This is a genomic window from Sphingomonas sp. GW821-FHT02B09 (assembly GCF_059421875.1).
In genome coordinates this window covers 27,011-49,245 of sequence record NZ_JBWKVV010000006.1, presented here as the reverse complement: position 1 = coordinate 49,245, position 22,235 = coordinate 27,011, and the positions used below count along the sequence as shown (strand labels likewise).

Genomic DNA, 22,235 nt, shown 5'->3' with positions numbered 1-22,235 from the left:
TCCCACAGTCGGCCATTCCACTTCAATACGAGCCTCTAAAATAGATGGTCGGCCTGGAAGTCAGGGCACGAAGCCGATGAACAAGGATAGTGAGCGGATATCGTCGAGCCTTCAGGTGCCTGCATGCGACATACCACGAAAGCCTTCATGGAAACGTTGCAGCCACGATCCCATCGCTGGACGCTCGGCCAATGGAATAGCCGCTGCCACTTTCTGGAAATCGAGCAGATCGGCGCGTGCCTCATCGATGATCGCATCGATCTCGGCGGCGTCGAGCAATCCTTCCTGGCGGATGAAGGCGGTCATCGAACCCGGCCGCGTGCGGGTGGATCGACGCCATAATCCTTCAACGGTGCGCAATCGTGGTCCCGCACGCGCTTCCAGAAGCACGATCAACCGCAGTTCCTCGCGCGGCAGCTCCCTGACCTCCTGAAGTTGCATCGCAGAACAGAAGAAACAGGAACTTTTCGGGAACGGCGGTAAGCCGACATCGGCGATGCAGCGGTCGCAATCGTCACGATCCCAGCCCCATTGGCGCAAAGGGTAACGATAGTCGTAGAGGTCCGAGACGTGACCCTCGCGGTGAGCGTAGCGCTGGTTGTCGCGCGAAGAGCAGTCGTAACCGATCAGGCGGACGACCTTGCGCCCCCTACCCCATGCATGTTGCGCGGGTGGCCAAGCCTTCACCCACTTATCCTGCGGCGAGATCTTGTGCCGCGCCGAGCAGGAATGGAGCCCGAAGGCGATCGATGGCAGGGTGCCGTTGGTCAGGCACGCCTCCAGCAGGTCGTTGTACGGCGGCCAATGTTTGCAGCGCGTGACCTTGTATTCGACGATTTCGTTGGGAACGCCATGCGCGTCCATCCAGTCGCGGAACAGCGGGATCAATGCCCGGGTGCGCGGCTGCTCGGGCATCGCGGCGAGCGGCACCATGTCGGGCGGCTCGCCACGCCGGACCATCTCGACGATCATCGCGGTGGAGTTGGTGCCGGCTCCCCAGGCCGCAACGACAGGAGCTTGCTGGCGGCCGCCCGTCACGCGATCATCGCCAGCGTGCGGTCGGGTTTCGGTGGCTGCTGATCGGTGACACGGTGGGGCTGGAGCGGGTCGCAGGTCCGGACGACATAATGGAGCCGACCGGTGGCCCGCCGCAGGCGCAGCGCCACCGCATAGGCGTGATCGAACGACGCCAGTCGCGCCCTGTGCGGCGACAAGGTGTCGGATTGGTAGGAAAGTGTCATGGTCCCTCCTGACCGGTGGAATGGCGTGACGGGATCGCGGTGCTACGCCGCCTGCGCGAGGATCGCTGCGGTCGGCTCGGACGTCTCCGCCGTGCGCCAAGCATATCCCGCTTCGTCGAGCGAACACCGGATGATCTCCAGTTCACCACCCGTCCGTTCGTCCTCGGCCAGCGTTGCGCAGGCGATCGGGTCGGTGAGGAGGGTCGCGATCAGGTCTTCGTGATAGCCGGCTACGTCGAAGCCGCCGGCCGGCATCTCGCAGGTGAGATGCAAGGCGGCGTGAAGTTCGCGCAGATGCAGTATCGCCCAGCGCTGCCGCGCGCTGTCGTCCGGGTTCGTCGAGCGACGGGCGATCCGCAGATCGGGCGACCAACGATCACGCTCGAACGGGTCGGGGATAGCCTCTCCTGCCGCTATCCAACTGCGGTCCGACAGCGTCTCCCGGGGCAGCAGCGCGATCGGGTCATGGGACCACGCAAGTGCGTCGAGACAGCGGATCCTCGCGCCGATCCGGTCCCGGTTCCGTTCGGCATCCGGCCACGTCGCGCGCAAGCCCACCGCTAGTTCGTGAGCGGTCAGCGAGGTGAGCAGCGAATGATCCGCCGGGTCAGGGATGGTGCGCGCGGCGTAGAGGATGGCCAGATCGGCAGGCGATGCGGCGGGTTTGGTGAGACCGATGATTGTGCCGGCGAGTGCCCGCCAGAGAGCCTCCGGCCAGGCGTCGAGCGGCACCGCGTGGCGCAATTCCCCGCTATCGTCGGCATCGATCGTGTTGATCCGCTGACCGGCGCGCACCGCCGGGAGTGCGTCGGGATCGTACGCGACGAGTCCGAGGATCGACAGCTCGATGCTGCTGAGCGCGACATGGACCGCGGGCTCGATATCGGGGTTCCAGGATCGCGGACTCATGCCGCCGTCTCCGCGAGGATGCCAGCGACCGGCATCTCGACCAGCGACGCATCGGCCTCGCAGGCGTTGCAGAAGGCCGCGTCGAACACCGACCCGAGCATCCAGACCTGTGCCGCCTGATCCCAGCACGCCCAGGCGTCGCGCATGACGTCGGTGCCGCCGCACGCCTGGCAATGAACGGTGATCGGCGAAACGCCGCCGGTCACCGGTGGGGGATCGTCGGGATAGGTCGCAAGACCGGCGCAAGGCAGTTCCTCACGGTCGAAAGACAGCCAGCTCGCGCCCTCTTCCAGTGCCAGTCCCAGCAGCATCCACAGCACGGGCGGTACGCTGACGGGCCGGACGGCATGGTCCTCGACGACGCCGACATGGATCATATAGCCGTCATGATGCGACACGATCGACAGGTCAATGTGTTCGCTTAACCGCCGTCTGGCTCGGCTGATGGCGATCAGGCCTTCGATGAAGCGACGTTCGTAGCACGGCAGGTGCAGGGTCGAGCAGACGCAGGTGTGGAAACGACGCATGGGCGTTCTCCTGTGAGCGGATGTCGTGGAAGGCGTGGGGTGGATCAGCCCGAGACAGGTTCGAATGCCCAATCGACCGACAGTCCGGTTGAACCGGCGGTGATCGTGACCGCACGGCCGGCGGGGATCAGCCAGCGGATATCGTCCTCGAACGCGCTGCGGATGCGATCGAGATCGGCGGCCTCCTTGCCCTGCAGCATACCGATGGCGGTCGCGCGGGCATCGCGGCGGAAGCGATCGCGCTGGGTCTCGGCGCTGTCGCTCTCCGAATCGTCATCGGCGTGGAAGAGGGCGTCCATGATCTGGTCGGCAAGTCGGTCGGGCGCGACATCGGCACCGCGACGAAGCAGCACGCATGCCTCATCGATCTGACCGCCGCCTTCAGGATCGAAGACCAGCGCATCGATCGCGAGACGATGGCGATGGGGTTCCGCCTCGTCCTGCCCGGCAGCGGGGGCAACGCTGTCATCGGCCCCGGGGATGACGGTGAAGTCGAGCTGGAGATCGTCGATGAATCCGGAGACGAGACCGGCGGGCATGTCCTCGTCATCATCGAAGCGGTGGACGGTTCCGTCGACGTGGATGAGAACCGCAACGTCATCGATCCGCGGCAACCCGTCGTACCAGCGATAGCCGGCGAAGGCGCGCTGTGCCTCGACCAGCCGCGCGGTATCGGTAACGAAGGATCGCAAGCCGCGGCGCGCGGCCTGTGCGAGCTCGGGCTGGAGCCGCGGCACGATCACCATCGGCTCGTCCCGGACCATGGTCGGAAACCGTCGAACGTCATCGTCAGCCGTTGCCGGCGCCCAGACCGGCAGGCTCGGATCGGCCGGTGGCAGCACGACACCGAGGTCGCGCGCCCGACACCATCCGGTGAACGGCAGGCGGTGCGCCGGCTGCAGCCCGAGGGTGCGATAGATCGCGGCTTCGGCCGCCTCGCGGAGCGTGGCAATGGCCTCGTTCTCTACCACTTCTTTGCGTGCGGGCAGGACCAGCTTCAGGCCGGGTGCGTCGATGACGTCGATGCGCGCCGACCAGCGCAGCGGGTCGTCCACCTCGCCGATCATCGGAAGCCGGCAGCTGACCTGGAGCCCATGGAAATTGAGGCGAGGTTCGTCCGCCAGGTGGTTCCGGAACACGCCGATCCGGCAGCCGCCGATCTGCTCGACCGCGACGGCACGGTCGAGGAAATCACGCCGCTCGCACGGCGCACCATCGATCGAGACCGGCAACGGGTAGTATAGCGCGGCGGCTTTCACCTCGCCGGCCACATTGCACGTCCACGCCTCGGGCAGCGCGATCCGGACTTCGGTGCCGAAGGGAAGCGCGCAGGGTTCGACCGGCAGCGGCGTACCGCATTCCCAGGCATGCGCCGGGATCACCACCCGCCAGCCGGTCGGCGCATCGCAAGCACGCGAGCGGATTTCGACATGGCATCCGGCGAGACTAAACATGCCCATGCCGCAAGGGTCCTCGGATGCCGCGATGCCGGCGTTCCAACCGGAGCGACCGAGCGCCAGCAGCGCGGCGGGATCGTCGATGCCGCGACCGTCGTCGCGGACGATCAGGGTCGTATGTTCGCCCTCGTGATGCGTCTCGACATCGACGCGGGTTGCGCTGGCACGTCGGGCGTTCTGGAACAATTCGTTCAGCACGTCGGCGAGCGTGCCGTTGAACAGGCGGGTGACGCGCGTGATCGCGTGAGGATCGACGAGGGCGCGGATGGTGGTGGGCAAGGTCATGGGTGGATCTCCTGGAAAGCCGGGCGCGACGATCCGCCCGCCCGGCCCGACGCTCCGCCCCTCCTCTCCCGGTCGCGCGTCGCGAGCCGGATCATCGGGCGCAGCATCAGTCGTGCGGGGAAAGCGGGCGGAGCGTCCGTGCAGATCGTCAGGCCGCCAGGGCGATCGATGGTGGAACGACGTCGATGCGGGCATCGCGGTAGCCGTGGTGTGCCTGCCAGCGCTCGGCCGCCTCCCGCGAGGCAGCGACATGCTGAAGCTCGTCCCGGCCGAACGAGGTCGTGACGACGAGCGCATCGCCCGGCTGCGGAACCGAGACGACATCGAAGCCGAGCAGGCTGTTCGAGCCGAAGACGCGGCGGACGCTCAGGACGATCACCCCGCCTTCTCCGAAGTTGCCTTCGTGGATCGTGAAGCTGTCGGCCATGCCGGCGCGCGCGCCGGCATAGCGCTCGACGAGCCGCCCCTCGCCGTTGCTCCGCTCCCAATCGCGGACCTTGCGGACATGGCGTTCGGGCGGACGCGGCGAGCCGTCGCTCCAGCGGATGACTGCGCCGAGCGGCGCGCCGCCGAAGATGGTGGCAGCGGATACGGGCATTGGATGTCTCCTTGTCGACCGGAACATCCGGTCACCCGATCGGCCCCGCCTCCCCTCCGGCTTGTCCGTCCGAGACCGGCTCGCCGCCACTGACATCCGCCACCCCGCCGCGGAAGCAGGCAGGATCGCAGTGGACGATGCGGCAAGCCCGGTGGTGAAAGGGCTTACCGTCGATCGTCACCGGCTGGCTGCCGAGCCGACGGCACGGCACATTGTGGCGGTTGCTGAAGCCGCATGGGATGGCGATCAGCGGGAGTGCCGGGGCGTCCGGCACGGCCGCCGCCACCGATCCAGCGCCGGGCTCCATCGCATCGAACAGGTCGCCGTGATCGATGCTGTTCGTCACCATGGCTCAGGCCGCCATCGCGAGGCGGGTGGCGGCGGCGAACGATCGCAGCGCCTTCGCCATCTCGATGCGCAAGTGCGCCTTGTTCGGGATGATGATCTCCGGCCCGAGCGCGACACCGGCCGCAGTGACATATCCGGCAGCGGGCACGCCGGGTGCGACCTCGATCAGGATGCGATGGCCGCGTGGGTTCGCCTTGCCGCCGTAGCGCGCGGTGAACTCGCCGAGCTTGCCGGTGAGCCCCTGGATGACCTTGCTCCAGCGGATATGGCCGGCACCGACATTCTCGCCGGCGTCGCGCCCGCGCGCCAGCCAGGTGCGGCAATGGGTGCGCTGCTGGAGCGGCGTGTTGCGGGTGCGCTCCATGACCCGGCACAGGGGCAGAACCGATGCATGGGTGTCGATCACGGTCAGATAAGCACCTTGTGCCGCTATGAGGATATCCTCGATCTCGCGACCGTCCAGCAGTCTCGTGAGTTGCGCCCGGGCTTCGGACGATGCCGTCAGGTGCGCCACCCGGTCGGGCGTCATGACCTCGGACCAACGCGCGAGCGGGACTTGGCCATCGATGAAGCCGTGCTGCGCCGACAGCACCACGAGACGGGCCTGCCTCGTACCGGGCGTCCGCCGGATTTCGTCGGCGATCGGGTCGTCGAGCAGGTCAATCGCCGGAGCGGGTGGTCCGACGTCACGGGTCACGGAAGCTGCGAGGATGACGAGCCGGCGTTCCCAGGCGACGGACACATGGATGTCCGCCGGCTGCAGCCAGCTGCTCGGCAGCGGACGGGATGCGGCCGTGATTTCCTGTCCCGGTTTCGACATACGACCGGCAGCGGCGAACTGGCGGCGTGCCGTGTCGAACAGATCGTCGCGCCGACCGCCACCATCGGCGAAGCCCTGGGCGTAGGCCTCGGTCGATCCTTCGGGAACGACGCCGAGCAGGTTGCGACCCGGTGGGCGGAACTCCCAGCCGGCCCGCGCCGCGGTCCAGCCCCAGGCATAGTCGACCGATCGCAGCCAGCCATAGCCGTGCCGGTCGCGCCCGGCGAGGATCGCCGCATCCTGCGACGAGGCACGCCCGAGGCGAAGCTGGCCTTCCGTGAAGGCGAAGTTGCGCGCCTCCTGCTCGCGCGCAGCCTCTTGCCGAATCTGCTCGTTGACGGGATTCATCGCGGCGATCCGGGCACGCGAGCGCGCCTGGCGCGCATCGAGCGGCGCGCTCGGCGGCAGGTCGGGATGGTCGCGCCACGCGGCGGCGATCAGCACCGCGTGCTCGCGCTTGCGGCCATGCGCGATCCAGCATTCCGCATCCGCGGGATCGAAGACGGTGTCCGGCATGCGAACCTCCCTCAAGCCGCGATCCGCGGCAGGTCCGGCACCGGCGCTGCTGCAAGACGCGCGTTCAGGGGCACGAACCGTTCCCCGCGAAGCGTCGTGATGGTCTCCACGCAGCGCCGACGCAGCGCTTCGTCGCTCGACGGTACGGCATCGGCAATCCGGCCGAGGTGCCGCGCAAGCAGGACCACCGCGGCATCGGCGTCGGCGATCCTGCCAACGGCGTGGCAGTCGGCGATCGCGGCCGACACTGCGTGGGCGGCACCGGCGATGATGGTCAGCGCGCTGGGATCGAGCGCCTGCTGGTGGCGGTAGATGGTGTCGGAGGACATCGGCGATCTCCCTGGTTCACACCCGGCTCCCATCCTCTCCTCTTCCGTGGCCCGTTCGCGATCCGCCCCGCGATTGCGTCGTGACGACGGGCGCATGCGCAGGGGTCGCGTCTGCCCGAGCGCCCGGGCGATGTGTCCGGCATAGACAGCGACCGCCGCCCAATAAGCCGCCATGGCCGGCTTGCGCCGGGCCCAGCTCGTCTCTGCTCGACCGCGGGCGTCCGTCTGGAGATCGAGCAGCAATCGCCCGAGCATCGCCCGCGTCGAGGGATCGAGCCATCGGAGCGCGGCCATCGCCGGCAGTCCCCACACCGGGTTCCGCACATGCGCCTCGTTCGATCTGCGCCTCACGCGTAGAGACGCCGAAAGGCGTGTGGATCGACCTTATCGAAGTCATGACAGCCTGCGCCGGGTTCACGCGCCATGTCGCCGCGCCGGATGCTCCGGTCGACCACGGAAAAACGGGACATGACGATCCTTTCTCTGGCGGATGTGCTATGTTGGCGAAGCCGGCAGCGGTGTCCGGACGGCCGGGGCGAGCGAGCGATGCACGAGTTGGACGATGAGGAGCGCGCCATCCTTGCGGCGCTCGACAGTGGAGTGTCCGACACGGATCTCGCGGCGATGCTGCGCGACCTTGCTGAGATCGTGCGCGGCAAGGGTGGCCATGTCGGTGCCCGCGTCGCCGAGATCGCCGCGGACCGCCTGTCGGCGGTCAATCGTTCCGATTGATACCGACGGTGACGACATCGATGCCGGTCAGCGCGAACAGCGCATCGGCGATGCGGCTTTCCACCTCCGCAACGGGCAGCGCGAACCGTATCGCGATCGTCTCGTACGATAGCTCCTCGTCGCGATGCGCCAGATAGATGCATGCAGTGAGATCGGGCAGTACCGACAGGGCGGCATCGTGGCGGATTCGGAGGTCGTCGAGGAGGCGTTCGATCTCCGCCGCCAGCGCGTGGCTGGTCCGCGTCGCATCGCGGCGAAGCGCATAGTTCGGGCGGTCGTTCAGCATCTCGGCGGCGTCGTACAGCAGCAGGATCGCCAGCTCCGTTCCTGAGCCGCTCCGCTCACCAGTCATGGACGTCGAGCCCGTCGACCTGTGCGGCGTCGCTGTCGAACAGTAGATAGGTAAAACCACGCTGCCGTCCGAAGCGCATTGCGGCGCGGAGGTCTGCAGGGATCGGCTCGGCCGGCACCTCAGGCTCGCGGGTCGGGACGAACCAGCCGTAGAAGGTGGTAGCGACGGGAAGCGGTGCTGGCGGTGGCGGCCCGACCGACCAGCGTTCGAGCCATTCCGAGGTTGCATGCGACACATGCGCGGTCGACAGGACACAGTAGCGGCCCTGCTCGACCGCGACGTCATCCGCGGCGACACTCGCCGTAGCGGTCGTGAAATACTCGCTGACATCGCCGGAAAAGTACCTGTCGACGATGTCGTCGTCGCCGAGCATGGCAGGATCGCGCGGGTCGCCGGTCCGGTCCCAGCGCGGCCGGCACCAGACCGCCAGTTCGCGGTTCAGGGCGGCAGTGCCCGTCGCGACGTGGAACCGCGTACCGTCGCCCGAGTCGATCAGCGCGACTACGACGCTTTCCGCGACGAACGCTTCGCTGTCCGATCCGGCGATCGCCAGCTCTTGGATCAGGCCGAGACGCGCGCCGTCATCGAGATCGCCGGGCGTTTCGAGGGCGGCGCGGGCGCGGGCAAGCAGGTCGCACAGATCGCGGCGGGAGAAACCGGTCATCGTTGGTCTCCTGTTGGACGAACGTCAGCGCTCGCGACGACGGCGCCATTCGGCGGCCGCTTCGTCCGGCGAGAACAGCTCGAAGGTGTCGAGGCAGAAGAGCTGGAACGCGGCATCGAGCACCAGCCCGCGATCCCGCAGCCGATCCGCGACCGTCCACAGGAAGCGATCGGCACGATCCATCGCCGGCGAGGCTTCCTGCCTGGCAAGGACATCGAGGAAGGCAGGGCTGCTATCCTGCCGGGCGATATAGTCGAGGAGCACCGTCAGCTGTTTTTCCACCGGCCAGCCGCGCAGCGCCGCCATCGCGTGGAATCGATCGTGGATCATCGCCGCTTCCTTTCGCGGATCGATTCGATTGCGAGGCAGGATCATGCGGTCCGGGCGAGCAGCGGCAGGGCGGTCATGTCGCCGGCCAACGCCGCGCGATCGATCGCCGGATAGGGGTGCTCGGCCACGTTCTTCGCGGCGAGCCTGGCCGCGCGAGTCAGCGGGAACACATAGGCGTGGCAGCCGGGATGGCGCTGACGCCGCAGGAAACCTAACCGTTCTAGCCCTGCCAGCCAGCTGGACCGGTCCTCACCATGCCTTGGCGGTGGTGCCCCGGCACGCAGCAGGTCGTCACTCGCGTATCGCTGGCCACATTCGGCATTGCGAATCTTCGACAGCGCGCGCGACGAGATCGGGCGACCGTCAGGCAGGATCAGGTCGGTGCGCGGGCTGGAGCGTCCGACATAGCGTGCCGGCATCACCGCATAGAGGCTGCCGATATGGCCCGGCATGAAAACCCGGCCCTCCGCGTCCACGCGGCGCACGGGATCGGCATAGGAGATCACGGACAGGATCCCGGGTTTCTCGCGGCGGAGCAGACGAAAGGCGCGGGCGACGAGGAAGCTCTCGGCGTTGCCGCCCTGGCTGTCGAACACCACCAGCCGACCGAGGTCGCAGGCGGCGCGCGGGTTCTTCAGCCCGGCGTTCTTTGGCACGCTGGCGTCGTTGACCGGATGCGAGAAGACGCAGACCCCGACCAGCTCTGGGCGACCGCCGGCACCGTCGGCGAAGAGACCGACCGACAGCCGCGTCACCGGCATCGAGGCGGCATAATGGTGCGCCCGCACGAACGGGGCGGCGAGCTTGTGCGTGTCGATCACGTCTACGGCAAGGCGACGGGGATCGATCTCGCTTGCCGCCGGTACCCAGCGAGCGCGCCGATCGCGCCAGCGTTGCGAGCGGGTGGTATGCATGACGTATCTCCTGCCGATCGCCCTCACCTCCCCTCTCCTCCTCCGGCAGCAGCGGGCCGGTCTTCGCGCGGCAGCGGGATGGGAACGGTCTGGCCGCTCGCCAGATTGACGAAGCCGCCGGCATGGCCGATCGAACCGCGGGCCAGGAGATCGAACAGCAGCGCGAGCGCGTGGGACGCGACGACGCGGTTGACGAACAGCGACTGGCGTTCGAGCGCCTCCGCGACCGAGCACGACGGTGTGTCGTCTTCCGCCAGGCTCTCATCGGCCAGTTCGGGAAAGGCTTCGAGCACGGTCGGCAACCGATGGAGGTCATCCGTATGGGCCGGACAGCCGATCAGGAACTGCCCGTCGCGCGCACGGTTGCCGAGGTCCAGCCAATAGGCGGGGACCGGCGTCACGACGCCGAGCGCCGTCCCCAATGCGCGGCGCGCCGCGGCGGTGTCGACGCAGCTGATGACGAGGTCCACGCCCTGGACGCCGACATCGTCAGGCGCACGGCCATGCACCGCGGTCCAGGCCAAGCCATGAGCGATATTGATCCGTTCGGTGAGCGTCCGCACCTTGGATTGGCCGATATCGCAGGCGTAGAAGGGCTGGCGTCCCAAATTAGCCTCGCTGACGATATCGTCGTCGACCGCGGTGACGTGCAGCGAGCGCGAGGAGATCGCGCGCAGCGCGGTATCGAGCGCGGCAAGCCCCATCAGCATCTGCGCGCCGTTGCCGCCGCAGCCGACGAGCAGGATGCGGATCGTGCGCGCCTCGAAGCCGGCGGGCAGATAATGGCGGTGGGCGGGATCAGGCGGCATCATGCTCTCCGGCAAACGGGCTGCGCGGCAGGGGCAGGAACATGCCGCCGGCACACAGCCGCGACACCATGCCCGGCCCGGTGGAATCGGCGATGCAGCCGACGACCACCGCGACCTTGGTCGCATGGGCGTCGTCGGCATCGTCGGTGGGGCTGAAATATGCCCGGACATGGCCGTGACTGTGGATGTCACAGATCAGGTGGTACCCGGGCGGCACGACCGGCGGTCGGTAGACGAGGCGCGAGGGCGTGGCTTCGTCGATCGCCGGGAAATGGACCGAAAAGTCGCGCGTCGCCTCGTTCCAGAGGATGAACGCCGCGGCCTCGTCGGGCAGCGCGGCGCGGAAATGATCGAGGACTACGGCGAGGTGCGCGCCCGGAATGAGCCCGCAGCGCAGCTCGGCCCTGGGCGGCCCGACGCTGCCATAGGGAAGATGCGCCGCGACCGGCGTCGTCACGGGCACATCGAGCGCGAGCCACGGCCGGCGCAGGATCAGCATCACGCCGTCCTGTCCGATGACGAAGCCGTGACCGGTCGCGGCGGCGCGCAGCGCGTCGATCGCAGGCGAGCGGCCGGTCGCCGGCACCGGATGGCAGCGGACGGCGGCAAGGACCGCGGCGGCGGTAGGATCGTCGGCGAGCATGGTCATCGCCCGCCTCGCGCGATGAGCGTCCCGACCGTGAGCGGCTCTGGCATACCGCTTCCGGATCGTTGCCTGCCACGCTGGCCGGCACCGGCCCTGAAGGGTTTCAGCCGGCGAACCGGAAACCGCTTCGTGCCCTTCGCAGCGAGATCGTCCCAGAGCCCGACCAGGCCACCCCGGCCGGTGACGGTCAGGTCCTGGCCCGGATTGGGGTGGGTCGACCAGCTGTCGAACACCGCGCGCTCGAACGCTGCGATCGAGGCGATACCGAGTGTCGCCGGCTTCGGGACATTGCCCCAGCATAGCCGGCCATCGGCGAAGACGTTGAGGATAGGTGAGTGGCGCAACTCGGTGTCGGCCGTCGGCCGGCGATCGGCCGGCAGTGCATAGACCCCGAGCCCGGAACGCGTCGCGATAAACAGGTGTGCAGGGTACGGCACCGGCACGACCGTCCGCTCCGACAACCGGCGCAAACCGGGGGGCGGGTTCGACAGCGCGAAGAAGGCGGGCCGCACCTGCGCCGGGGTCCACCAGACGAGCATGTCCGCATGCGCGACCAGCACATTGTCCGGCAGCAATTCGGGCAAGGCGGTTCGCCCAAGCGCCTCGGTCCATTGCCGCAGATGCGCGCGCGTGAGCGGGGTACCCGCAGCGATCGTCGGCGTGCCCGCGTCGTCATGTTCGACGGCATGGATACTGGCGAAGGCCGCTCCCTGCCGTCCACCCGCGCCGCTATGGTAGAGCAGGATGGCATGGGTCAGGGCCAGGCCGCCGCCGGCGGAATCGAAATGGGTGCGATGCCCGTGCATGCGGAGCCTCAGGCGTTGGAGGGATCGAAGCGGAGCAGGTCCTGGACTGCGCACAGGAACCGCGCGCCGAGCCGGAGCGAGGCGAACCAGCCCTCGATCCGGGCGGCGTCGTTGAGCAGATAAAGGCCAGCGACATCCATGAAGCCGGTTTCCATGCCGTGGCGACCGACATCGTCGACTTCACAGCCGAACTGCTCGACGGGGACCAGCGTCAGCGGCGGCAGGTGCGAGCATTCCTCCAGGGCGGGCAGATGTTCGCGGACGATGTCGAAATCGACGTGCCAGGCATCGCTATCCGGCGGCACGGCGGCGAGCGCGTCATGGCTTTGGCGAACCCCGTCGAGCAGCTGGCGCAAGGCGACCGGGAGGTCCGCCGATGGCGATGCGTTGGCCGCGACCATCCACGCGGGGCGCCGTGCGTTCATCGTCGATGGCAGAGGCTGGTGTTCGAGATCGTCCTCGTCGGCACCGTGACAGGCGATCAACGCCTCTCGCGCCGCGTCATCGTCGGTCGTGCCGTCCCAGTAATAGCATGCGATCTCGTCGAAGAGATCCTGGTACCCGAACACCGGGAGCACGCGGCCCAGCATCGCCTCGATTGCCGCATAGGCCGCGGCACGCCACGCCAGCGGAGCTTCGCTGTCCTCGATCCAGCCGAGATCGAGTTGCCCGACGCTGTCACAGGTGACCACGAATGCAGGCGGCAGAACCTCGTCACCGCCCAGCACCGTGACCCGGAGGTCGGCCAGGTCGACGGGCTGCAGGATGTCGCGCACCGCCGCACCGAAGACCCGCTCGATGTAGCGCCGGACCTGCGGCCGGGTGAATGTCGCCGCCGATGGCGCGCAGGCTGCGACCCAAGTGCCGATCAGGCGGTGGTGACGGGCGAGCGGGGCATCGAAGATGGTCGGGATGTCGCCGGAGAGCGCGACCGCTCGCCCGGCGAGGTCAGCCGAGCGGCGCGAGCCGCAGTCCGGCCGGGGGATGAAGCGGCTCGCGGGTACCGTCCCGCGCGCCACCTTGCGCGCCGGCGACGATCGCCGCGTGGAGGGCTTCGACCTGCGCGCTGCGGGCGGGTCGGGCAAGGCCGGTCGTGTCGCCATCGTCGCACGCGATCCATTCGAGCAGGGTTTCGCGGGGGGCGGCGGGGATCGCCGCAGGCGGTCGGCGCGACACGCGCTCAGCCCTTGGTGCCGACCGCGCGGCGGTATTCGACGACATGCGCGTCGCCGGTCACGCCGGTATCGACGGCGTCGGCGTTGAGGATCGCCGGGTAGAGGGTGGCGTGATAGGCGCGCAGTGCCGCGGGATCGTCCGCCAGATGCGGCGGCACCGGCAGATCGATGCCGTCGTAGCGCCAGGTACGGGTCAGTTGTCGGATCTGCATGGGTGGCCTCCTGGATGGCGATCGTGGAAGGAATTCGGCACCGGTCAGAAGAGACTGGCGGGCTCGTCCGGCCGGGCATCGGCCGGCGGACTGGTCTTCGCGGGCACCTTGACGGCTGCGGGCGCAGCGACCCCGGTCGTCGCCGCTGCGGCCTTGTCCTTCGCCGCGTCTTCGGCAGCCTGTTTCGCCGCTTCGGTCGCCTGCCGCTGATCGGCGAGCTGGTCGGCGAGCGTCCTGCGCGCGGCGATCAACTGGCCGAGCGCGCCGTCCGCGCCGCGTGCGAGCTCGGCGTCGATCTCAGCGGCGGGCGCCGTGATCGAGATCGGCCGGACTTCGCCGGCGTCGGGAGTGGTGGTTGCACCCTCGGGTTTCCGGGGGATGATCGTCAGGGTGACGGCGTCGTCGGGTCCGGCGACGAGGTCGAAGCCGAGCGAGTAGCGCGCCAGCAGCGGAAGCATGCTTGCGATCAACATGATGATGGTCCTTTGGGAACGAGGGAGCGCGTCAGGCAGCGAGGGCGATGGCCGGTGCGTCACCATCCGCACGCGACGGGGGCGGGGCGTAGACGCCATCGAGCGTCATCGCGCCGGGCAGACGTCCGGTCCAGTCGAACCCGATCCGATGGACCATGGCCCCCAGGAAATCGGACTTCTTCGCGCCGAGAAGTTTGGCGAAAGCCTTCTCGCCCATATGCGCGACGAGGCCGCATTCGCGGGCGATGAAGGTGAGCTCGGCCTTGGTGTAGCGTTCGAGAAACGCCCGATCGACGTGCCAGCTGTCGCGCAGATCGACGTCGAACGTGCGGGCGAGATCGGCGACATGGGCGAAGGTGGCCACGTCCCTGGCATAGGCGGCGCCGATCACTGCCAGGACATTGCCCGCCTGCGCATCGGGTAGCGCATCGAGGTGGCCGATCTTGCCGGCGAAATCGAGGTCCGGGAAGGTGGTGCCGACCAGCAGGCCGGCGCGCGAAGTCAGTGTTTCGGGCTTGATCTGCGAGAGCGTACCCGACATCGCCGCAACCAGGATCGCGGTTCGGGCATGGCCCGGATTGCCGGCAAGCGCCCGGGCGACCGCGGTTCGCCACGTCGCCTCGCGGAAGTCCTTCGTCCGGGCGGCGATCGAACGTGCGTCGACGGTCGGCTCGCGGACGGTGGGTGGCGGGCTTGCCGGTCTGATCGGCGTCGGTGGCGCCGAGAGCGTCGAGACATCCGTGACCTTCGTGCCAGGAGCGCCGGGATCCTCCCGTTCCCGCTCGCCCTCCGACATCACGGCATCGTCGGCTTCATCCTCGGCCGCTTCGTCGGCGTCGTCTCCGTCGTCAGCGTCGTCCGCGTCGGCCGCGTCACGCGCGCGTCGAGCCGCTATCTCTTCGCGCTCGTCTCTCAGCATCTGTTCGACCGCCTCGGTCTTGAGCTGGAAGCAGGTCGGATTGGTGCAGTGCCCATCGTCGACATGGGTGTCGAACAGCGCGCGTTGCGTCGCGGAGTTGAACGGACAGGTCGTGCATTCGGACTTGTCGAAGCACGCGCTGCCAAGGTTCTGCGTCACCCGCATGAGCAATTCGCGCGTCTTCGCCACATCGAGACCAGCCTGGAGGATCGTCTCGAGCGCCTTGTGCTGCTTGTCTGCAGGCACGGCGGCGAGCAGTTCGGCGTGACCTACCTTGATCCGGCGTTCGTCGAGCGCGCATTTAACCGTTTCGGACAGTTCGGCGAGCGCCAGGCGGCGATCGAGCTTGGCGCGCGACCAACCGAGTCGGCGCGCGGCTTCTGCGCGGTCGTTGCCGCAGGCGGCCAGACGGCGCACCGCGGCATCGGCCTGTTCGGTTTCCGATGGGTCGTCGCGATTATCGTTCTCGTCGATCGCCACTTCGAGCGCTTGCTCGTCGGTCATCTCACGGACGACGACAGGTACTTCGCCATCGGGACCATAGACGACGAGGGCGGCTCTGTACCGGCGTTCGCCGGCGACGATTTCGAACAGACCGTCGGGCAGCGGCCGAACCACGATGGGCTGGATAATACCGCGCAGTCGGACCGAGACGACGAGTTCGTCATGCGTGGCACGGTCGAAGAAGCGACGGGGGTTCTGGCCCCTGACCATTCGGGACAGCGCCAGCATCGTGGCGCCGAGGGGTAAGGGTTCGGTCAAGACGATGACTCCTGACAGGATGCGGCGAATGCCGCCGGGTGGTGGAACCGTACGGCAGCGGCACGACGGCGGTTCGCTCCGGTGCCCGCCCGGGTAGCATACCGGAGCGAGCGACGGCGGGCATGACGGACGATCGGCGGCGCGCGTCAGCGTGCCTGTTCGAGCAGCTTCCTGGCCTTGGCTTCCAAGTCCAGCCGGCTGTCCTGGTGTGGTTTGCCACGGGCGAGCGCGGTGATGCCCTGCACGAAGTCGTAGACCGACGCCGGCGGGTGGCCCTCCTCGGCCAGCACCATCTCGATCACGCGACCCGTGTCGGCCTTCGAGAAGCCGCGCTTGCGCAGGAAGTCGCCGCGATCCTCGTCGGTACGCGCGACGATGCGCTCGCGCGCCGCGCGGATGCCGTCGATGAAGTGGCGCGGCGAGCTGTCGGCGAAGCTCTCCAGCCCGGGAGACGCCTGATGCGCGAAGCGCGCGGCGGCGAACTTGGAATGGCGGATCGAGATTTCCTCGAAGTTCTCGACGCCCCACAGGTTACGATTCTGGCACACCGCGCGAAGGTAGAATGTCGCGATTCCAAGCGTCTTCGCGCCGACTTCGCTGTTCCAGCAGTAGAAGCCGCGGAAATAGAGATCGGGGTCACCGTTCGGCAGCTTGCCCGCTTCGATGGGATGGGTGTCGTCGACCAGGAACAGGAAGACGTCGCGATCCGACGCATAGAGTGTCGTCGTCTCGCGGCTGACATCGACATAGGGGTTGTAACGCATCGAACCCCAGTCGAGCACGCCCGGCACCTTCCACCTCGTGTCGCCGGTGCCGTTGCCGGCGATCTTCATCGCCGCGGCGACCAACTCATGGTCCCAGATGCGGCCGTAATCCGGGCCGGTGACGGCACGCAGTTCGGTACGGCCGTCTTCGGTCTGGAGCAGCTTCACCTGCTCGGCGCGGTGATGGAGCAGGCCGTGCTGCATGTTGATGCCTGCCAGCACCGCAGGCAACTGGCGCAGATACGAAGCCGGCGCGCCGACCAAGCTGCAGAGCTGGCCGAACGACCAGTTGGTCGGCGCGACCGAGCCTGCGGTGTCGGGTACCAGCAGCGCGAGTTCCTCGCGGTTGGTTCCCCGCGCTTCGACACGGATTGCGGCGCTCTCGACGACGCGCGTCTTCGCCCGCTCGGCACGGCCGCGGACGCTGGCGTAGAGGTCGGTGAGCGACAGATACTTCTCATCGTCGGGCCGCGAGAACCATTCCGACGATACGCGATCGACATTGCGTCCGCGTGAGATATCGACACGGTAGGCGCCGTCGACCGGACGGTCGGCGACGGGAGCGAGGCTCGCCATGGGTTTGTCTCCTCGTGGTGTGGGGCACGGACCGCATCTCCGATCCGCCCCCTCGATCCGCCCCCTCCCCCTTCCGCGCCCGGGAGCGAGACGGTGGGCAGGCGAAGTTCATCCGCGTCAGCGCATCCAGAACCACCTCGTTCGCGCCTTTACGCGGATGTCCGGAATCCGGATCGAGCGCTGGCGCTCACGGATATACCGCCGCGGCCGTGAGTTGATCTTCCTGATGGAGGACAGGATGCAGCACGTTCTGATCATCGAAGACCAGCCGCTGATCGCCAACACGCTGGCCGATATCGTCAGGTCCGCTGGCGCCACCTCGGTCGACGTTGCGGATACCGCGCAACACGCGATCGAGTTCGCAGGGCGGAGAGTCCCCGACATCATCATCTCCGACGTCGACCTCGGCCCTGGCGGATACGGACCTTCAGCCGTCGCCACGATCCAGCACCGGCACGGCCCCGTGCCCGCGATCTTCGTCACCGGTCACGGTGATGATGCCAAAGCGCGAGCCTGTGCGTCGGCGATCCTCAGCAAGCCGGTATCCGCGCAGCGACTGGCGAACGTGATCGGCAAGATCGCGCTTCAAACGCGCGCCGCTCCGGATCAGCCCATGGCATCCGCGACGGTCGCGCAGTCCCGGCGAAGGGCGAACCCGGGTCAGCGCGATCTGCGCGCCAACAGGATCCAGGGTCACATCGCCGCGCGGTGACGGCGAAGTTTTTTCCCCAAGGGCAGTTCGAAAATTGGCCATCGCACCATCCGTGGTCGCACGCCCAGGATAAGGATCAATCCGGGGCGAATTCCAGGATGGGTGGCAAAAGGCCGGGAAAGCGCGCCTCGATCTCGTCCCAGCGTAGCGTATTGATATGCTCCACGCCCCGCTTGGCGGTGTGAATGATTCCGCTCTCGCGCAGCACGCGGAAATGCCCTCGCAATGTCGACTTGGGAACGTCGAGGAAGGGCGAGGTGGCGGCGTCCCGGTGCGCACCCCGATGGCGCACCAGTTGCACGAGGACGCCGATGGGTCGATCGCGGCGTTCGAGGAATGGACCGCACAGAACGCGCCTGCCGGTCGCATCGGCGAGCCGGATGACATCGCATCGGTCGTGCGCTTCCTCGCGGGGGCCGGTGCCGGCTATATCAATGGCGTCGAACTGTTCGTGGATGGCGGCCTCGCGCAGATCTGAACTCTTGGGGCGGGTCAGCGGCGGAAGCCGCGCCCGCCTTCGCGCGCGCCTCGTTCGCGCAGGAGGCGGCCGAGTGGTCGCCCATTCAGCATGCACGCCGCGACGATCCGGTCGTAGCTGCGATTTCGGGAGATGCAGGCGATCGAGCGTCCGCGGGTAAGATTCGCCAATCTTTGCCGCGCTGCCGCCCCGCCCGCCTCGCGCAGTTCGGGTGCGTAGAAATCCGCGAGGCGGATCTCGATCCAGCGATCCGGCTGGCCGGCAGGGCCGATGCAAAGTCCATCGCCGTCGATGACATGTCGGACCACGCCGGTGAAGCGGGCTCCCGGCTGCGGCAGCGTCCCATTGCAGGGATCCGCATGGGCGGGCGAGGATACGAAGAGCGCAAGGTATCCAGCGATGATGGCAAGGCAGGCCACCCCGCCCGAGCGGCGATACTGCACACGCCGTAACCGATCGACTGTCTCTGCAAGCGTCATCGGCCCTCTCTTCCGCAACGCGGCGGCGATTATCAAGCATCCTTCAAGGATCGATCGGACGCGGCAGCCCATTCGGCGACCCATCCTGTGGTGATCTGATCGTGCGCGATCTCGCCGGCGGCGATCAGCGTCCGGATTTCGCCCTGCGCGGTCGCCAATGCCTGTTCCCACGGGTCGGACGGCACGGGTTCGGCCACATCGTGGGACAGCGACGTCTGTGCCGGCCTCGCCGTCGCCCCGCGCTCGAACTGGCGCGCGGTCCAGCGTTGCATGTGCGCGGCCACCGATCGCTCGGTCTTCGAGCGCCCCGCGGCATGCGACTCGCGGCGCGCGGCGATGCCATAGGCCTGGCTGTCAATGCTCGCGACCCGCTGCCCGAAGCTCGCCAGCAAGGACAAGGCGGCGCCCTTGACGCCGAAACCATGCAGTCGAACGCCATCGGGCAGCGTCCGGTCGAGCTGGTCGATGATGGCGACCAGCCCCTCGGCGCCGCCGACCTGTCGACGGCACAGGCTGCCGACCCCGATGACCTGTCCGGGGCGCACGAGGTGCGCGATCCCGTCCCACGAACGCAGGTAATCCTCGGGGCGGCGGCCTTGTATGACCGGCATGAAAACATGGGCGATACCGGCGTCCACCGCCCGGGCATGGCAGGAACGGTTGAGCTGGATGGTCCGTGCGATCCGGTCGAGCACCTCCGCGCGGTCATGCGCGATCTCCGGCTCCACGCACAGGTCGAGGCTCGCGAATCGGCGAAACGGAAAGCTCGCCGCAAGCGCGATATAGTCGTCGACGCTCCACGGAATGCCACGCTCCTTCACCGCCAGCACGAAGCCGGCACTGTCGAGATCGATCGAGGCGAGGCCATGGGCATTCGCCAGCGTCCCGGTGCGCCAGCCGCGCCATTCGCGCACGCCATCGCGGCGTCTCCAGCGCGAGAAGGCGTTGGCGGAGACGAGGACCGGCACCTGCATGGCACGGGCGCGATCGAGCAGCGGCCCGTTCGAGAGATGGGGCAGACCGACGACGATCTCGATGGCCATGGTTCAGGACCGCAGCGGCCGCCCGTGCGCGTCGTAGCGGGCAGGATCGGCACCGGGCACGTCCCAGCCGAACATCGAGCCGACCAGCATCGCCTGAACGTGCGCCGTCGTCGCCTTCAAGACGGTGTTGATCCGCTCGATCGTCATGCCGTCCGGGATTGGCCAATGACCGGCCTCGCCGCGCTTGATGACGATCGGCTCAAAGGTGGCCGGCAGCACGGTCGCACACATTGCCGGCAGTGCGGCCCAACTGTCCGATCAAGCAGAATTGGATTCAGTGTGTCGGTCCATCATCGAGAACTCCCATGAATGTCGGTGGCGAGGCACCAGCCGCTGTCAGGCACCGCGCCAGCAGCACCAGCGCTCGGCGGCCTGACGCGGTGTGAGCAGGTCGCGACAACCGGCGCAGTAGCGGCGAAATGCGTCGTCGAGCGCCAGGCCTGGGTCGCGCAGCGCGGCGATGACGGCCTCGGTGAAAGGGTCGGTATCGCTGGCGATGCCGATCTGCTCGCGAGCGAGAAACGCGCGCAACCTGGCCGTCGACCCGGCATCGGCGGCGTAGCGGAGGAGGATTTCGATCTGGGCGTCGCCGTTCCAGCCTCGGTCGGCGGCGACCTGTCGGAACAGGGTGTCGATCATCGACGATGCTCCATTCGGGAGAGTGAACAGCTACCGGACCGACTGCGCGCGATATGCCGGTCAAACGTCGGGTTGAGAGGCGATGGCGGGCCGGCGGCTTCGACGAGCGCGGGTATCGGCGTCCCACTGTCGGGGTAATGATCGGTGACAGCTTCTCGCCGCGTGACGATCAGGGGATGACGTATCGCGCCATATGCTCCCAGCAGAGCGCGAGCGCGTCGTCAGGCGTCGCAACGCTGCCGAGATCGCAGGCGATGTATCGGCATCGCCCTGCACGTCGCTCGTGCGCATGGACGTCGATCACGTCGCCTTTGGGATAGTGGACAGCGCGACGGTCGTTGTACAGCGCCGGCATGACGGCCAATCGATACGGCGCGTAGAGGTCGACGCGGAGATCGGCGGGCACGCGGACGCGGGCTTCGGTCGCCAGCTGGCGGAGCAATTGATCGACATCGTCGGCCTGCGTCGGATAGGCGGCGCGCAGGCGGACGATGCGGACCGCCTGCTGGGCCGTCCCGTAGCCATCAATCCGCAGCCGCTCCATGACCAGCATCGCCCGGCGAACCGCGTCGAAGTGATCGGTGCAGGCGAACGCGTCGACCTGGCCGCGGTCGTCGTAGGCAATGGGTGCCGGGAAGTCCGCGTCGAGCCAGCGTGCCAATCCCTCCTCGACCGCAAAGGCCCAAGTGACCGCCGTCTCGTCGTCGGGATCGTAGCGCACCGCCAGCTCGCGGTAGGTGCCGAAGTCGTGGACGTTGCGCTCGACATGGAACGTCGCGCCGGCGGGCGGCGCGCCGTGACACGCGGTCAGGGCCGCGCGGTAGCAGCGGATCTCGAGCAGGTTGGCCTGCTCGAACAGGTCGGTGATGCCGAGTTGGGCGCACGGCTCCTCGGCGGGTGCGGGTCCGATGGTCAGGGTCTCTCGGGTCATGGGCGGGCATCCTCCTTGCGGGCGCCCGCCCCCTCACCCTTCCCTCCGGTCAGGCGGCCCTTCGTGCCCATTCGTAGAGCAGGTGCGCATCGGGGTTGCGCTCATCCCCCATCGCGATCCGAACCATGCGGCCATCGCAGGCGAAGCCGGCGGCGCGCGGATAGCCGAGATGGCTGCCGCCGATCACCAGATCGACCGAGCGGACCTTCTCGACGGTGCGTGCGACGCCCAGGTTACGGGTCGGCCAAGGCGCATGGACCAGCGTCAGCGTATCGCCCGGCTTGATCGTCTTGCGGAACGCGGCGAGCGTCAGCTTCTGCTCGACCGGATGAGCGGTGCCGCGGCGCGTGGCGAGCGTCGCCCAATAGGCCTGCCCGATTCGCACCTCGCTGTAGAAAGCGCACGACAGATAATCCTGGTAGAAGTTTGAGCGGGTAAAGCCGAACCGCTCGATCTGGTCGCGGACCGCCACCTCGAACGCCGAGCGGTCGTCGGGAGCGGTCAGGTCGCGGGGGTGATCGAGCAGCTCGACAGTGATTTTGCGTCCTCCCGCGAACGTCTCGCTGCGCAAGGCGAAGCGGCTGTCGGCGAAGGCTGCGACTAGGTGACGCTCGATCCGCCGGCACAGATCCGGCAGCGCCTCGCCAGCGCTATGGAGGTCGCCCTGATAATGGAAGTTGCCGCGATCGTCGGTCGGGGTCTGGCTGTGGAGGCGCAGCGGCTGCGCCGGCGCAGTGGCGTCGGTCATGGATCGTGTTCCTGTCGAAAGAGGTGAGGACGCGCCCGATC

Annotated in this window: 32 protein-coding genes; 3 read left to right on the top strand and 29 right to left on the bottom strand. The window is 67.9% G+C overall.

Annotated features, from left to right (window positions below; translation table 11 throughout):
* Positions 1 to 111 precede the first annotated feature (111 nt).
* The 9 genes from AC07U4_RS19390 to AC07U4_RS19350 form a co-directional block, all read right to left on the bottom strand.
* Positions 112 to 1,038, bottom strand: coding sequence for a hypothetical protein (locus AC07U4_RS19390; RefSeq protein ID WP_495196615.1), 927 nt, complete (start codon positions 1,036 to 1,038; stop codon positions 112 to 114).
* Entirely contained in the window at positions 1,035 to 1,241 is a 207-nt protein-coding gene (locus tag AC07U4_RS19385) for a hypothetical protein (RefSeq protein WP_495196614.1), read from the bottom strand. Before AC07U4_RS19385 ends, AC07U4_RS19390 begins: the two co-directional genes overlap by 4 nt.
* A gap of 42 nt (positions 1,242 to 1,283) precedes the next feature.
* A complete protein-coding gene (locus AC07U4_RS19380) occupies positions 1,284 to 2,150 on the bottom strand; it encodes a hypothetical protein (RefSeq protein WP_495196613.1) in 867 nt (288 codons plus the stop codon).
* The gene (locus tag AC07U4_RS19375) at positions 2,147 to 2,677 is read right to left on the bottom strand and encodes a DUF5983 family protein (RefSeq protein WP_495196612.1); all 531 of its coding nucleotides are present in this window, start codon (positions 2,675 to 2,677) and stop codon (positions 2,147 to 2,149) included. The genes AC07U4_RS19380 and AC07U4_RS19375 overlap by 4 nt, the downstream gene beginning before the upstream one ends.
* A gap of 44 nt (positions 2,678 to 2,721) precedes the next feature.
* Positions 2,722 to 4,419 carry an ATP-binding protein gene (locus AC07U4_RS19370; protein ID WP_495196611.1) on the bottom strand — a complete coding sequence of 566 codons (1,698 nt, stop codon included), beginning with the start codon at positions 4,417 to 4,419 and terminating at the stop codon, positions 2,722 to 2,724.
* Positions 4,420 to 4,567: 148 nt separating this feature from the next.
* Complete coding sequence (locus tag AC07U4_RS19365; RefSeq protein WP_495196610.1) at positions 4,568 to 5,017, bottom strand: UCP036055 family protein; 450 nt, start codon at positions 5,015 to 5,017, stop codon at positions 4,568 to 4,570.
* A gap of 31 nt (positions 5,018 to 5,048) precedes the next feature.
* Positions 5,049 to 5,366: a hypothetical protein gene (locus tag AC07U4_RS19360; protein ID WP_495196609.1), complete on the bottom strand. Its 318-nt coding sequence runs from the start codon at positions 5,364 to 5,366 to the stop codon at positions 5,049 to 5,051.
* A 3-nt stretch (positions 5,367 to 5,369) separates the two neighbouring features.
* A complete protein-coding gene (locus AC07U4_RS19355; protein WP_495196608.1) occupies positions 5,370 to 6,701 on the bottom strand; it encodes a hypothetical protein in 1,332 nt (443 codons plus the stop codon).
* Positions 6,702 to 6,712: 11 nt separating this feature from the next.
* Entirely contained in the window at positions 6,713 to 7,030 is a 318-nt protein-coding gene (locus tag AC07U4_RS19350) for a hypothetical protein (RefSeq protein ID WP_495196607.1), read from the bottom strand.
* Between the two features lie 546 nt (positions 7,031 to 7,576).
* On the opposite strand from AC07U4_RS19350, the gene AC07U4_RS19345 reads away from it, so the two are divergent.
* Entirely contained in the window at positions 7,577 to 7,762 is a 186-nt protein-coding gene (locus AC07U4_RS19345; RefSeq protein ID WP_495196606.1) for a hypothetical protein, read from the top strand.
* Here AC07U4_RS19345 and AC07U4_RS19340 read toward each other — a convergent pair.
* From AC07U4_RS19340 to AC07U4_RS19280, 13 genes are all read right to left on the bottom strand, one after another.
* The gene (locus AC07U4_RS19340; RefSeq protein ID WP_495196605.1) at positions 7,746 to 8,114 is read right to left on the bottom strand and encodes a sigma factor-like helix-turn-helix DNA-binding protein; all 369 of its coding nucleotides are present in this window, start codon (positions 8,112 to 8,114) and stop codon (positions 7,746 to 7,748) included. The genes AC07U4_RS19345 and AC07U4_RS19340 overlap by 17 nt on opposite strands.
* Positions 8,104 to 8,778: a DUF5983 family protein gene (locus AC07U4_RS19335; protein WP_495196604.1), complete on the bottom strand. Its 675-nt coding sequence runs from the start codon at positions 8,776 to 8,778 to the stop codon at positions 8,104 to 8,106. Before AC07U4_RS19335 ends, AC07U4_RS19340 begins: the two co-directional genes overlap by 11 nt.
* 24 nt (positions 8,779 to 8,802) lie before the next feature.
* Positions 8,803 to 9,108, bottom strand: coding sequence for a hypothetical protein (locus AC07U4_RS19330; protein WP_495196603.1), 306 nt, complete (start codon positions 9,106 to 9,108; stop codon positions 8,803 to 8,805).
* 41 nt (positions 9,109 to 9,149) lie between these two features.
* On the bottom strand, positions 9,150 to 10,022 hold the full coding sequence (locus AC07U4_RS19325; RefSeq protein WP_495196602.1) for a Mom family adenine methylcarbamoylation protein: 873 nt from the start codon (positions 10,020 to 10,022) through the stop codon (positions 9,150 to 9,152).
* 23 nt (positions 10,023 to 10,045) lie between these two features.
* A complete protein-coding gene (locus AC07U4_RS19320) occupies positions 10,046 to 10,831 on the bottom strand; it encodes a PRTRC system ThiF family protein (protein ID WP_495196601.1) in 786 nt (261 codons plus the stop codon).
* The gene (locus AC07U4_RS19315) at positions 10,821 to 11,480 is read right to left on the bottom strand and encodes a PRTRC system protein A (protein WP_495196600.1); all 660 of its coding nucleotides are present in this window, start codon (positions 11,478 to 11,480) and stop codon (positions 10,821 to 10,823) included. Before AC07U4_RS19315 ends, AC07U4_RS19320 begins: the two co-directional genes overlap by 11 nt.
* Positions 11,477 to 12,283, bottom strand: a complete 807-nt coding sequence (locus AC07U4_RS19310; RefSeq protein ID WP_495196599.1) for a PRTRC system protein B — start codon at positions 12,281 to 12,283, stop codon at positions 11,477 to 11,479. Before AC07U4_RS19310 ends, AC07U4_RS19315 begins: the two co-directional genes overlap by 4 nt.
* Before the next feature lie 8 nt (positions 12,284 to 12,291).
* Complete coding sequence (locus AC07U4_RS19305) at positions 12,292 to 13,302, bottom strand: hypothetical protein (protein WP_495196598.1); 1,011 nt, start codon at positions 13,300 to 13,302, stop codon at positions 12,292 to 12,294.
* A complete protein-coding gene (locus AC07U4_RS19300; protein WP_495196597.1) occupies positions 13,232 to 13,459 on the bottom strand; it encodes a hypothetical protein in 228 nt (75 codons plus the stop codon). Before AC07U4_RS19300 ends, AC07U4_RS19305 begins: the two co-directional genes overlap by 71 nt.
* Before the next feature lie 4 nt (positions 13,460 to 13,463).
* The gene (locus AC07U4_RS19295; RefSeq protein ID WP_495196596.1) at positions 13,464 to 13,670 is read right to left on the bottom strand and encodes a PRTRC system protein C; all 207 of its coding nucleotides are present in this window, start codon (positions 13,668 to 13,670) and stop codon (positions 13,464 to 13,466) included.
* Between the two features lie 44 nt (positions 13,671 to 13,714).
* Positions 13,715 to 14,143 carry a PRTRC system protein E gene (locus AC07U4_RS19290; protein ID WP_495196595.1) on the bottom strand — a complete coding sequence of 143 codons (429 nt, stop codon included), beginning with the start codon at positions 14,141 to 14,143 and terminating at the stop codon, positions 13,715 to 13,717.
* 31 nt (positions 14,144 to 14,174) lie between these two features.
* Positions 14,175 to 15,824: a PRTRC system ParB family protein gene (locus AC07U4_RS19285; protein WP_495196594.1), complete on the bottom strand. Its 1,650-nt coding sequence runs from the start codon at positions 15,822 to 15,824 to the stop codon at positions 14,175 to 14,177.
* Positions 15,825 to 15,970: 146 nt separating this feature from the next.
* Entirely contained in the window at positions 15,971 to 17,164 is a 1,194-nt protein-coding gene (locus AC07U4_RS19280) for a DUF932 domain-containing protein (RefSeq protein ID WP_495196593.1), read from the bottom strand.
* A 238-nt stretch (positions 17,165 to 17,402) separates the two neighbouring features.
* On the opposite strand from AC07U4_RS19280, the gene AC07U4_RS19275 reads away from it, so the two are divergent.
* A complete protein-coding gene (locus AC07U4_RS19275) occupies positions 17,403 to 17,876 on the top strand; it encodes a response regulator (protein ID WP_495196592.1) in 474 nt (157 codons plus the stop codon).
* Positions 17,877 to 17,952: 76 nt separating this feature from the next.
* Here AC07U4_RS19275 and AC07U4_RS19270 read toward each other — a convergent pair whose 3' ends face one another.
* Complete coding sequence (locus tag AC07U4_RS19270; RefSeq protein ID WP_495196591.1) at positions 17,953 to 18,177, bottom strand: hypothetical protein; 225 nt, start codon at positions 18,175 to 18,177, stop codon at positions 17,953 to 17,955.
* On the opposite strand from AC07U4_RS19270, the gene AC07U4_RS19265 reads away from it, so the two are divergent.
* Positions 18,160 to 18,354: an SDR family oxidoreductase gene (locus tag AC07U4_RS19265; RefSeq protein ID WP_495196590.1), complete on the top strand. Its 195-nt coding sequence runs from the start codon at positions 18,160 to 18,162 to the stop codon at positions 18,352 to 18,354. The two genes, AC07U4_RS19270 and AC07U4_RS19265, sit on opposite strands and share 18 nt — an antisense overlap.
* A 14-nt stretch (positions 18,355 to 18,368) precedes the next feature.
* On the opposite strand, the gene AC07U4_RS19260 is transcribed toward AC07U4_RS19265, so the two are convergent.
* The 6 genes from AC07U4_RS19260 to AC07U4_RS19235 form a co-directional block, all read right to left on the bottom strand.
* On the bottom strand, positions 18,369 to 18,833 hold the full coding sequence (locus AC07U4_RS19260; RefSeq protein ID WP_495196589.1) for a thermonuclease family protein: 465 nt from the start codon (positions 18,831 to 18,833) through the stop codon (positions 18,369 to 18,371).
* Positions 18,834 to 18,865: 32 nt separating this feature from the next.
* Positions 18,866 to 19,876, bottom strand: coding sequence for a deazapurine DNA modification protein DpdA family protein (locus AC07U4_RS19255; RefSeq protein ID WP_495196588.1), 1,011 nt, complete (start codon positions 19,874 to 19,876; stop codon positions 18,866 to 18,868).
* A 3-nt stretch (positions 19,877 to 19,879) separates the two neighbouring features.
* The gene (locus AC07U4_RS19250) at positions 19,880 to 20,095 is read right to left on the bottom strand and encodes a hypothetical protein (RefSeq protein WP_495196587.1); all 216 of its coding nucleotides are present in this window, start codon (positions 20,093 to 20,095) and stop codon (positions 19,880 to 19,882) included.
* Between the two features lie 117 nt (positions 20,096 to 20,212).
* Positions 20,213 to 20,515 carry a hypothetical protein gene (locus AC07U4_RS19245; RefSeq protein ID WP_495196586.1) on the bottom strand — a complete coding sequence of 101 codons (303 nt, stop codon included), beginning with the start codon at positions 20,513 to 20,515 and terminating at the stop codon, positions 20,213 to 20,215.
* Between the two features lie 169 nt (positions 20,516 to 20,684).
* Positions 20,685 to 21,446 carry a hypothetical protein gene (locus AC07U4_RS19240; protein ID WP_495196585.1) on the bottom strand — a complete coding sequence of 254 codons (762 nt, stop codon included), beginning with the start codon at positions 21,444 to 21,446 and terminating at the stop codon, positions 20,685 to 20,687.
* A 49-nt stretch (positions 21,447 to 21,495) separates the two neighbouring features.
* Positions 21,496 to 22,194 (bottom strand): hypothetical protein, encoded by a 699-nt coding sequence (locus tag AC07U4_RS19235; protein ID WP_495196584.1) that lies wholly within the window; start codon positions 22,192 to 22,194, stop codon positions 21,496 to 21,498.
* Positions 22,195 to 22,235: the final 41 nt, after the last annotated feature.

Bases quoted from the DNA above. Each gene is read 5' to 3' on its own strand.
- AC07U4_RS19245 (WP_495196586.1), bottom strand. From the start codon at position 20,515: ATGATCGACACCCTGTTCCGACAGGTCGCCGCCGACCGAGGCTGGAAC.
- AC07U4_RS19380 (WP_495196613.1), bottom strand. From the start codon at position 2,150: ATGAGTCCGCGATCCTGGAACCCCGATATCGAGCCCGCGGTCCATGTC.
- AC07U4_RS19280 (WP_495196593.1), bottom strand. From the start codon at position 17,164: ATGGCGAGCCTCGCTCCCGTCGCCGACCGTCCGGTCGACGGCGCCTAC.
- AC07U4_RS19365 (WP_495196610.1), bottom strand. From the start codon at position 5,017: ATGCCCGTATCCGCTGCCACCATCTTCGGCGGCGCGCCGCTCGGCGCA.
- AC07U4_RS19265 (WP_495196590.1), top strand. From the start codon at position 18,160: ATGGCGCACCAGTTGCACGAGGACGCCGATGGGTCGATCGCGGCGTTC.
- AC07U4_RS19385 (WP_495196614.1), bottom strand. From the start codon at position 1,241: ATGACACTTTCCTACCAATCCGACACCTTGTCGCCGCACAGGGCGCGA.
- AC07U4_RS19275 (WP_495196592.1), top strand. From the start codon at position 17,403: ATGCAGCACGTTCTGATCATCGAAGACCAGCCGCTGATCGCCAACACG.
- AC07U4_RS19320 (WP_495196601.1), bottom strand. From the start codon at position 10,831: ATGCCGCCTGATCCCGCCCACCGCCATTATCTGCCCGCCGGCTTCGAG.
- AC07U4_RS19260 (WP_495196589.1), bottom strand. From the start codon at position 18,833: ATGACGCTTGCAGAGACAGTCGATCGGTTACGGCGTGTGCAGTATCGC.
- AC07U4_RS19345 (WP_495196606.1), top strand. From the start codon at position 7,577: ATGCACGAGTTGGACGATGAGGAGCGCGCCATCCTTGCGGCGCTCGAC.
- AC07U4_RS19255 (WP_495196588.1), bottom strand. From the start codon at position 19,876: ATGGCCATCGAGATCGTCGTCGGTCTGCCCCATCTCTCGAACGGGCCG.
- AC07U4_RS19290 (WP_495196595.1), bottom strand. From the start codon at position 14,143: ATGTTGATCGCAAGCATGCTTCCGCTGCTGGCGCGCTACTCGCTCGGC.
- AC07U4_RS19360 (WP_495196609.1), bottom strand. From the start codon at position 5,366: ATGGTGACGAACAGCATCGATCACGGCGACCTGTTCGATGCGATGGAG.
- AC07U4_RS19330 (WP_495196603.1), bottom strand. From the start codon at position 9,108: ATGATCCACGATCGATTCCACGCGATGGCGGCGCTGCGCGGCTGGCCG.
- AC07U4_RS19350 (WP_495196607.1), bottom strand. From the start codon at position 7,030: ATGTCCTCCGACACCATCTACCGCCACCAGCAGGCGCTCGATCCCAGC.
- AC07U4_RS19310 (WP_495196599.1), bottom strand. From the start codon at position 12,283: ATGCACGGGCATCGCACCCATTTCGATTCCGCCGGCGGCGGCCTGGCC.
- AC07U4_RS19340 (WP_495196605.1), bottom strand. From the start codon at position 8,114: ATGACTGGTGAGCGGAGCGGCTCAGGAACGGAGCTGGCGATCCTGCTG.
- AC07U4_RS19240 (WP_495196585.1), bottom strand. From the start codon at position 21,446: ATGACCCGAGAGACCCTGACCATCGGACCCGCACCCGCCGAGGAGCCG.
- AC07U4_RS19355 (WP_495196608.1), bottom strand. From the start codon at position 6,701: ATGCCGGACACCGTCTTCGATCCCGCGGATGCGGAATGCTGGATCGCG.
- AC07U4_RS19315 (WP_495196600.1), bottom strand. From the start codon at position 11,480: ATGACCATGCTCGCCGACGATCCTACCGCCGCCGCGGTCCTTGCCGCC.
- AC07U4_RS19370 (WP_495196611.1), bottom strand. From the start codon at position 4,419: ATGACCTTGCCCACCACCATCCGCGCCCTCGTCGATCCTCACGCGATC.
- AC07U4_RS19335 (WP_495196604.1), bottom strand. From the start codon at position 8,778: ATGACCGGTTTCTCCCGCCGCGATCTGTGCGACCTGCTTGCCCGCGCC.
- AC07U4_RS19325 (WP_495196602.1), bottom strand. From the start codon at position 10,022: ATGCATACCACCCGCTCGCAACGCTGGCGCGATCGGCGCGCTCGCTGG.
- AC07U4_RS19375 (WP_495196612.1), bottom strand. From the start codon at position 2,677: ATGCGTCGTTTCCACACCTGCGTCTGCTCGACCCTGCACCTGCCGTGC.
- AC07U4_RS19235 (WP_495196584.1), bottom strand. From the start codon at position 22,194: ATGACCGACGCCACTGCGCCGGCGCAGCCGCTGCGCCTCCACAGCCAG.
- AC07U4_RS19295 (WP_495196596.1), bottom strand. From the start codon at position 13,670: ATGCAGATCCGACAACTGACCCGTACCTGGCGCTACGACGGCATCGAT.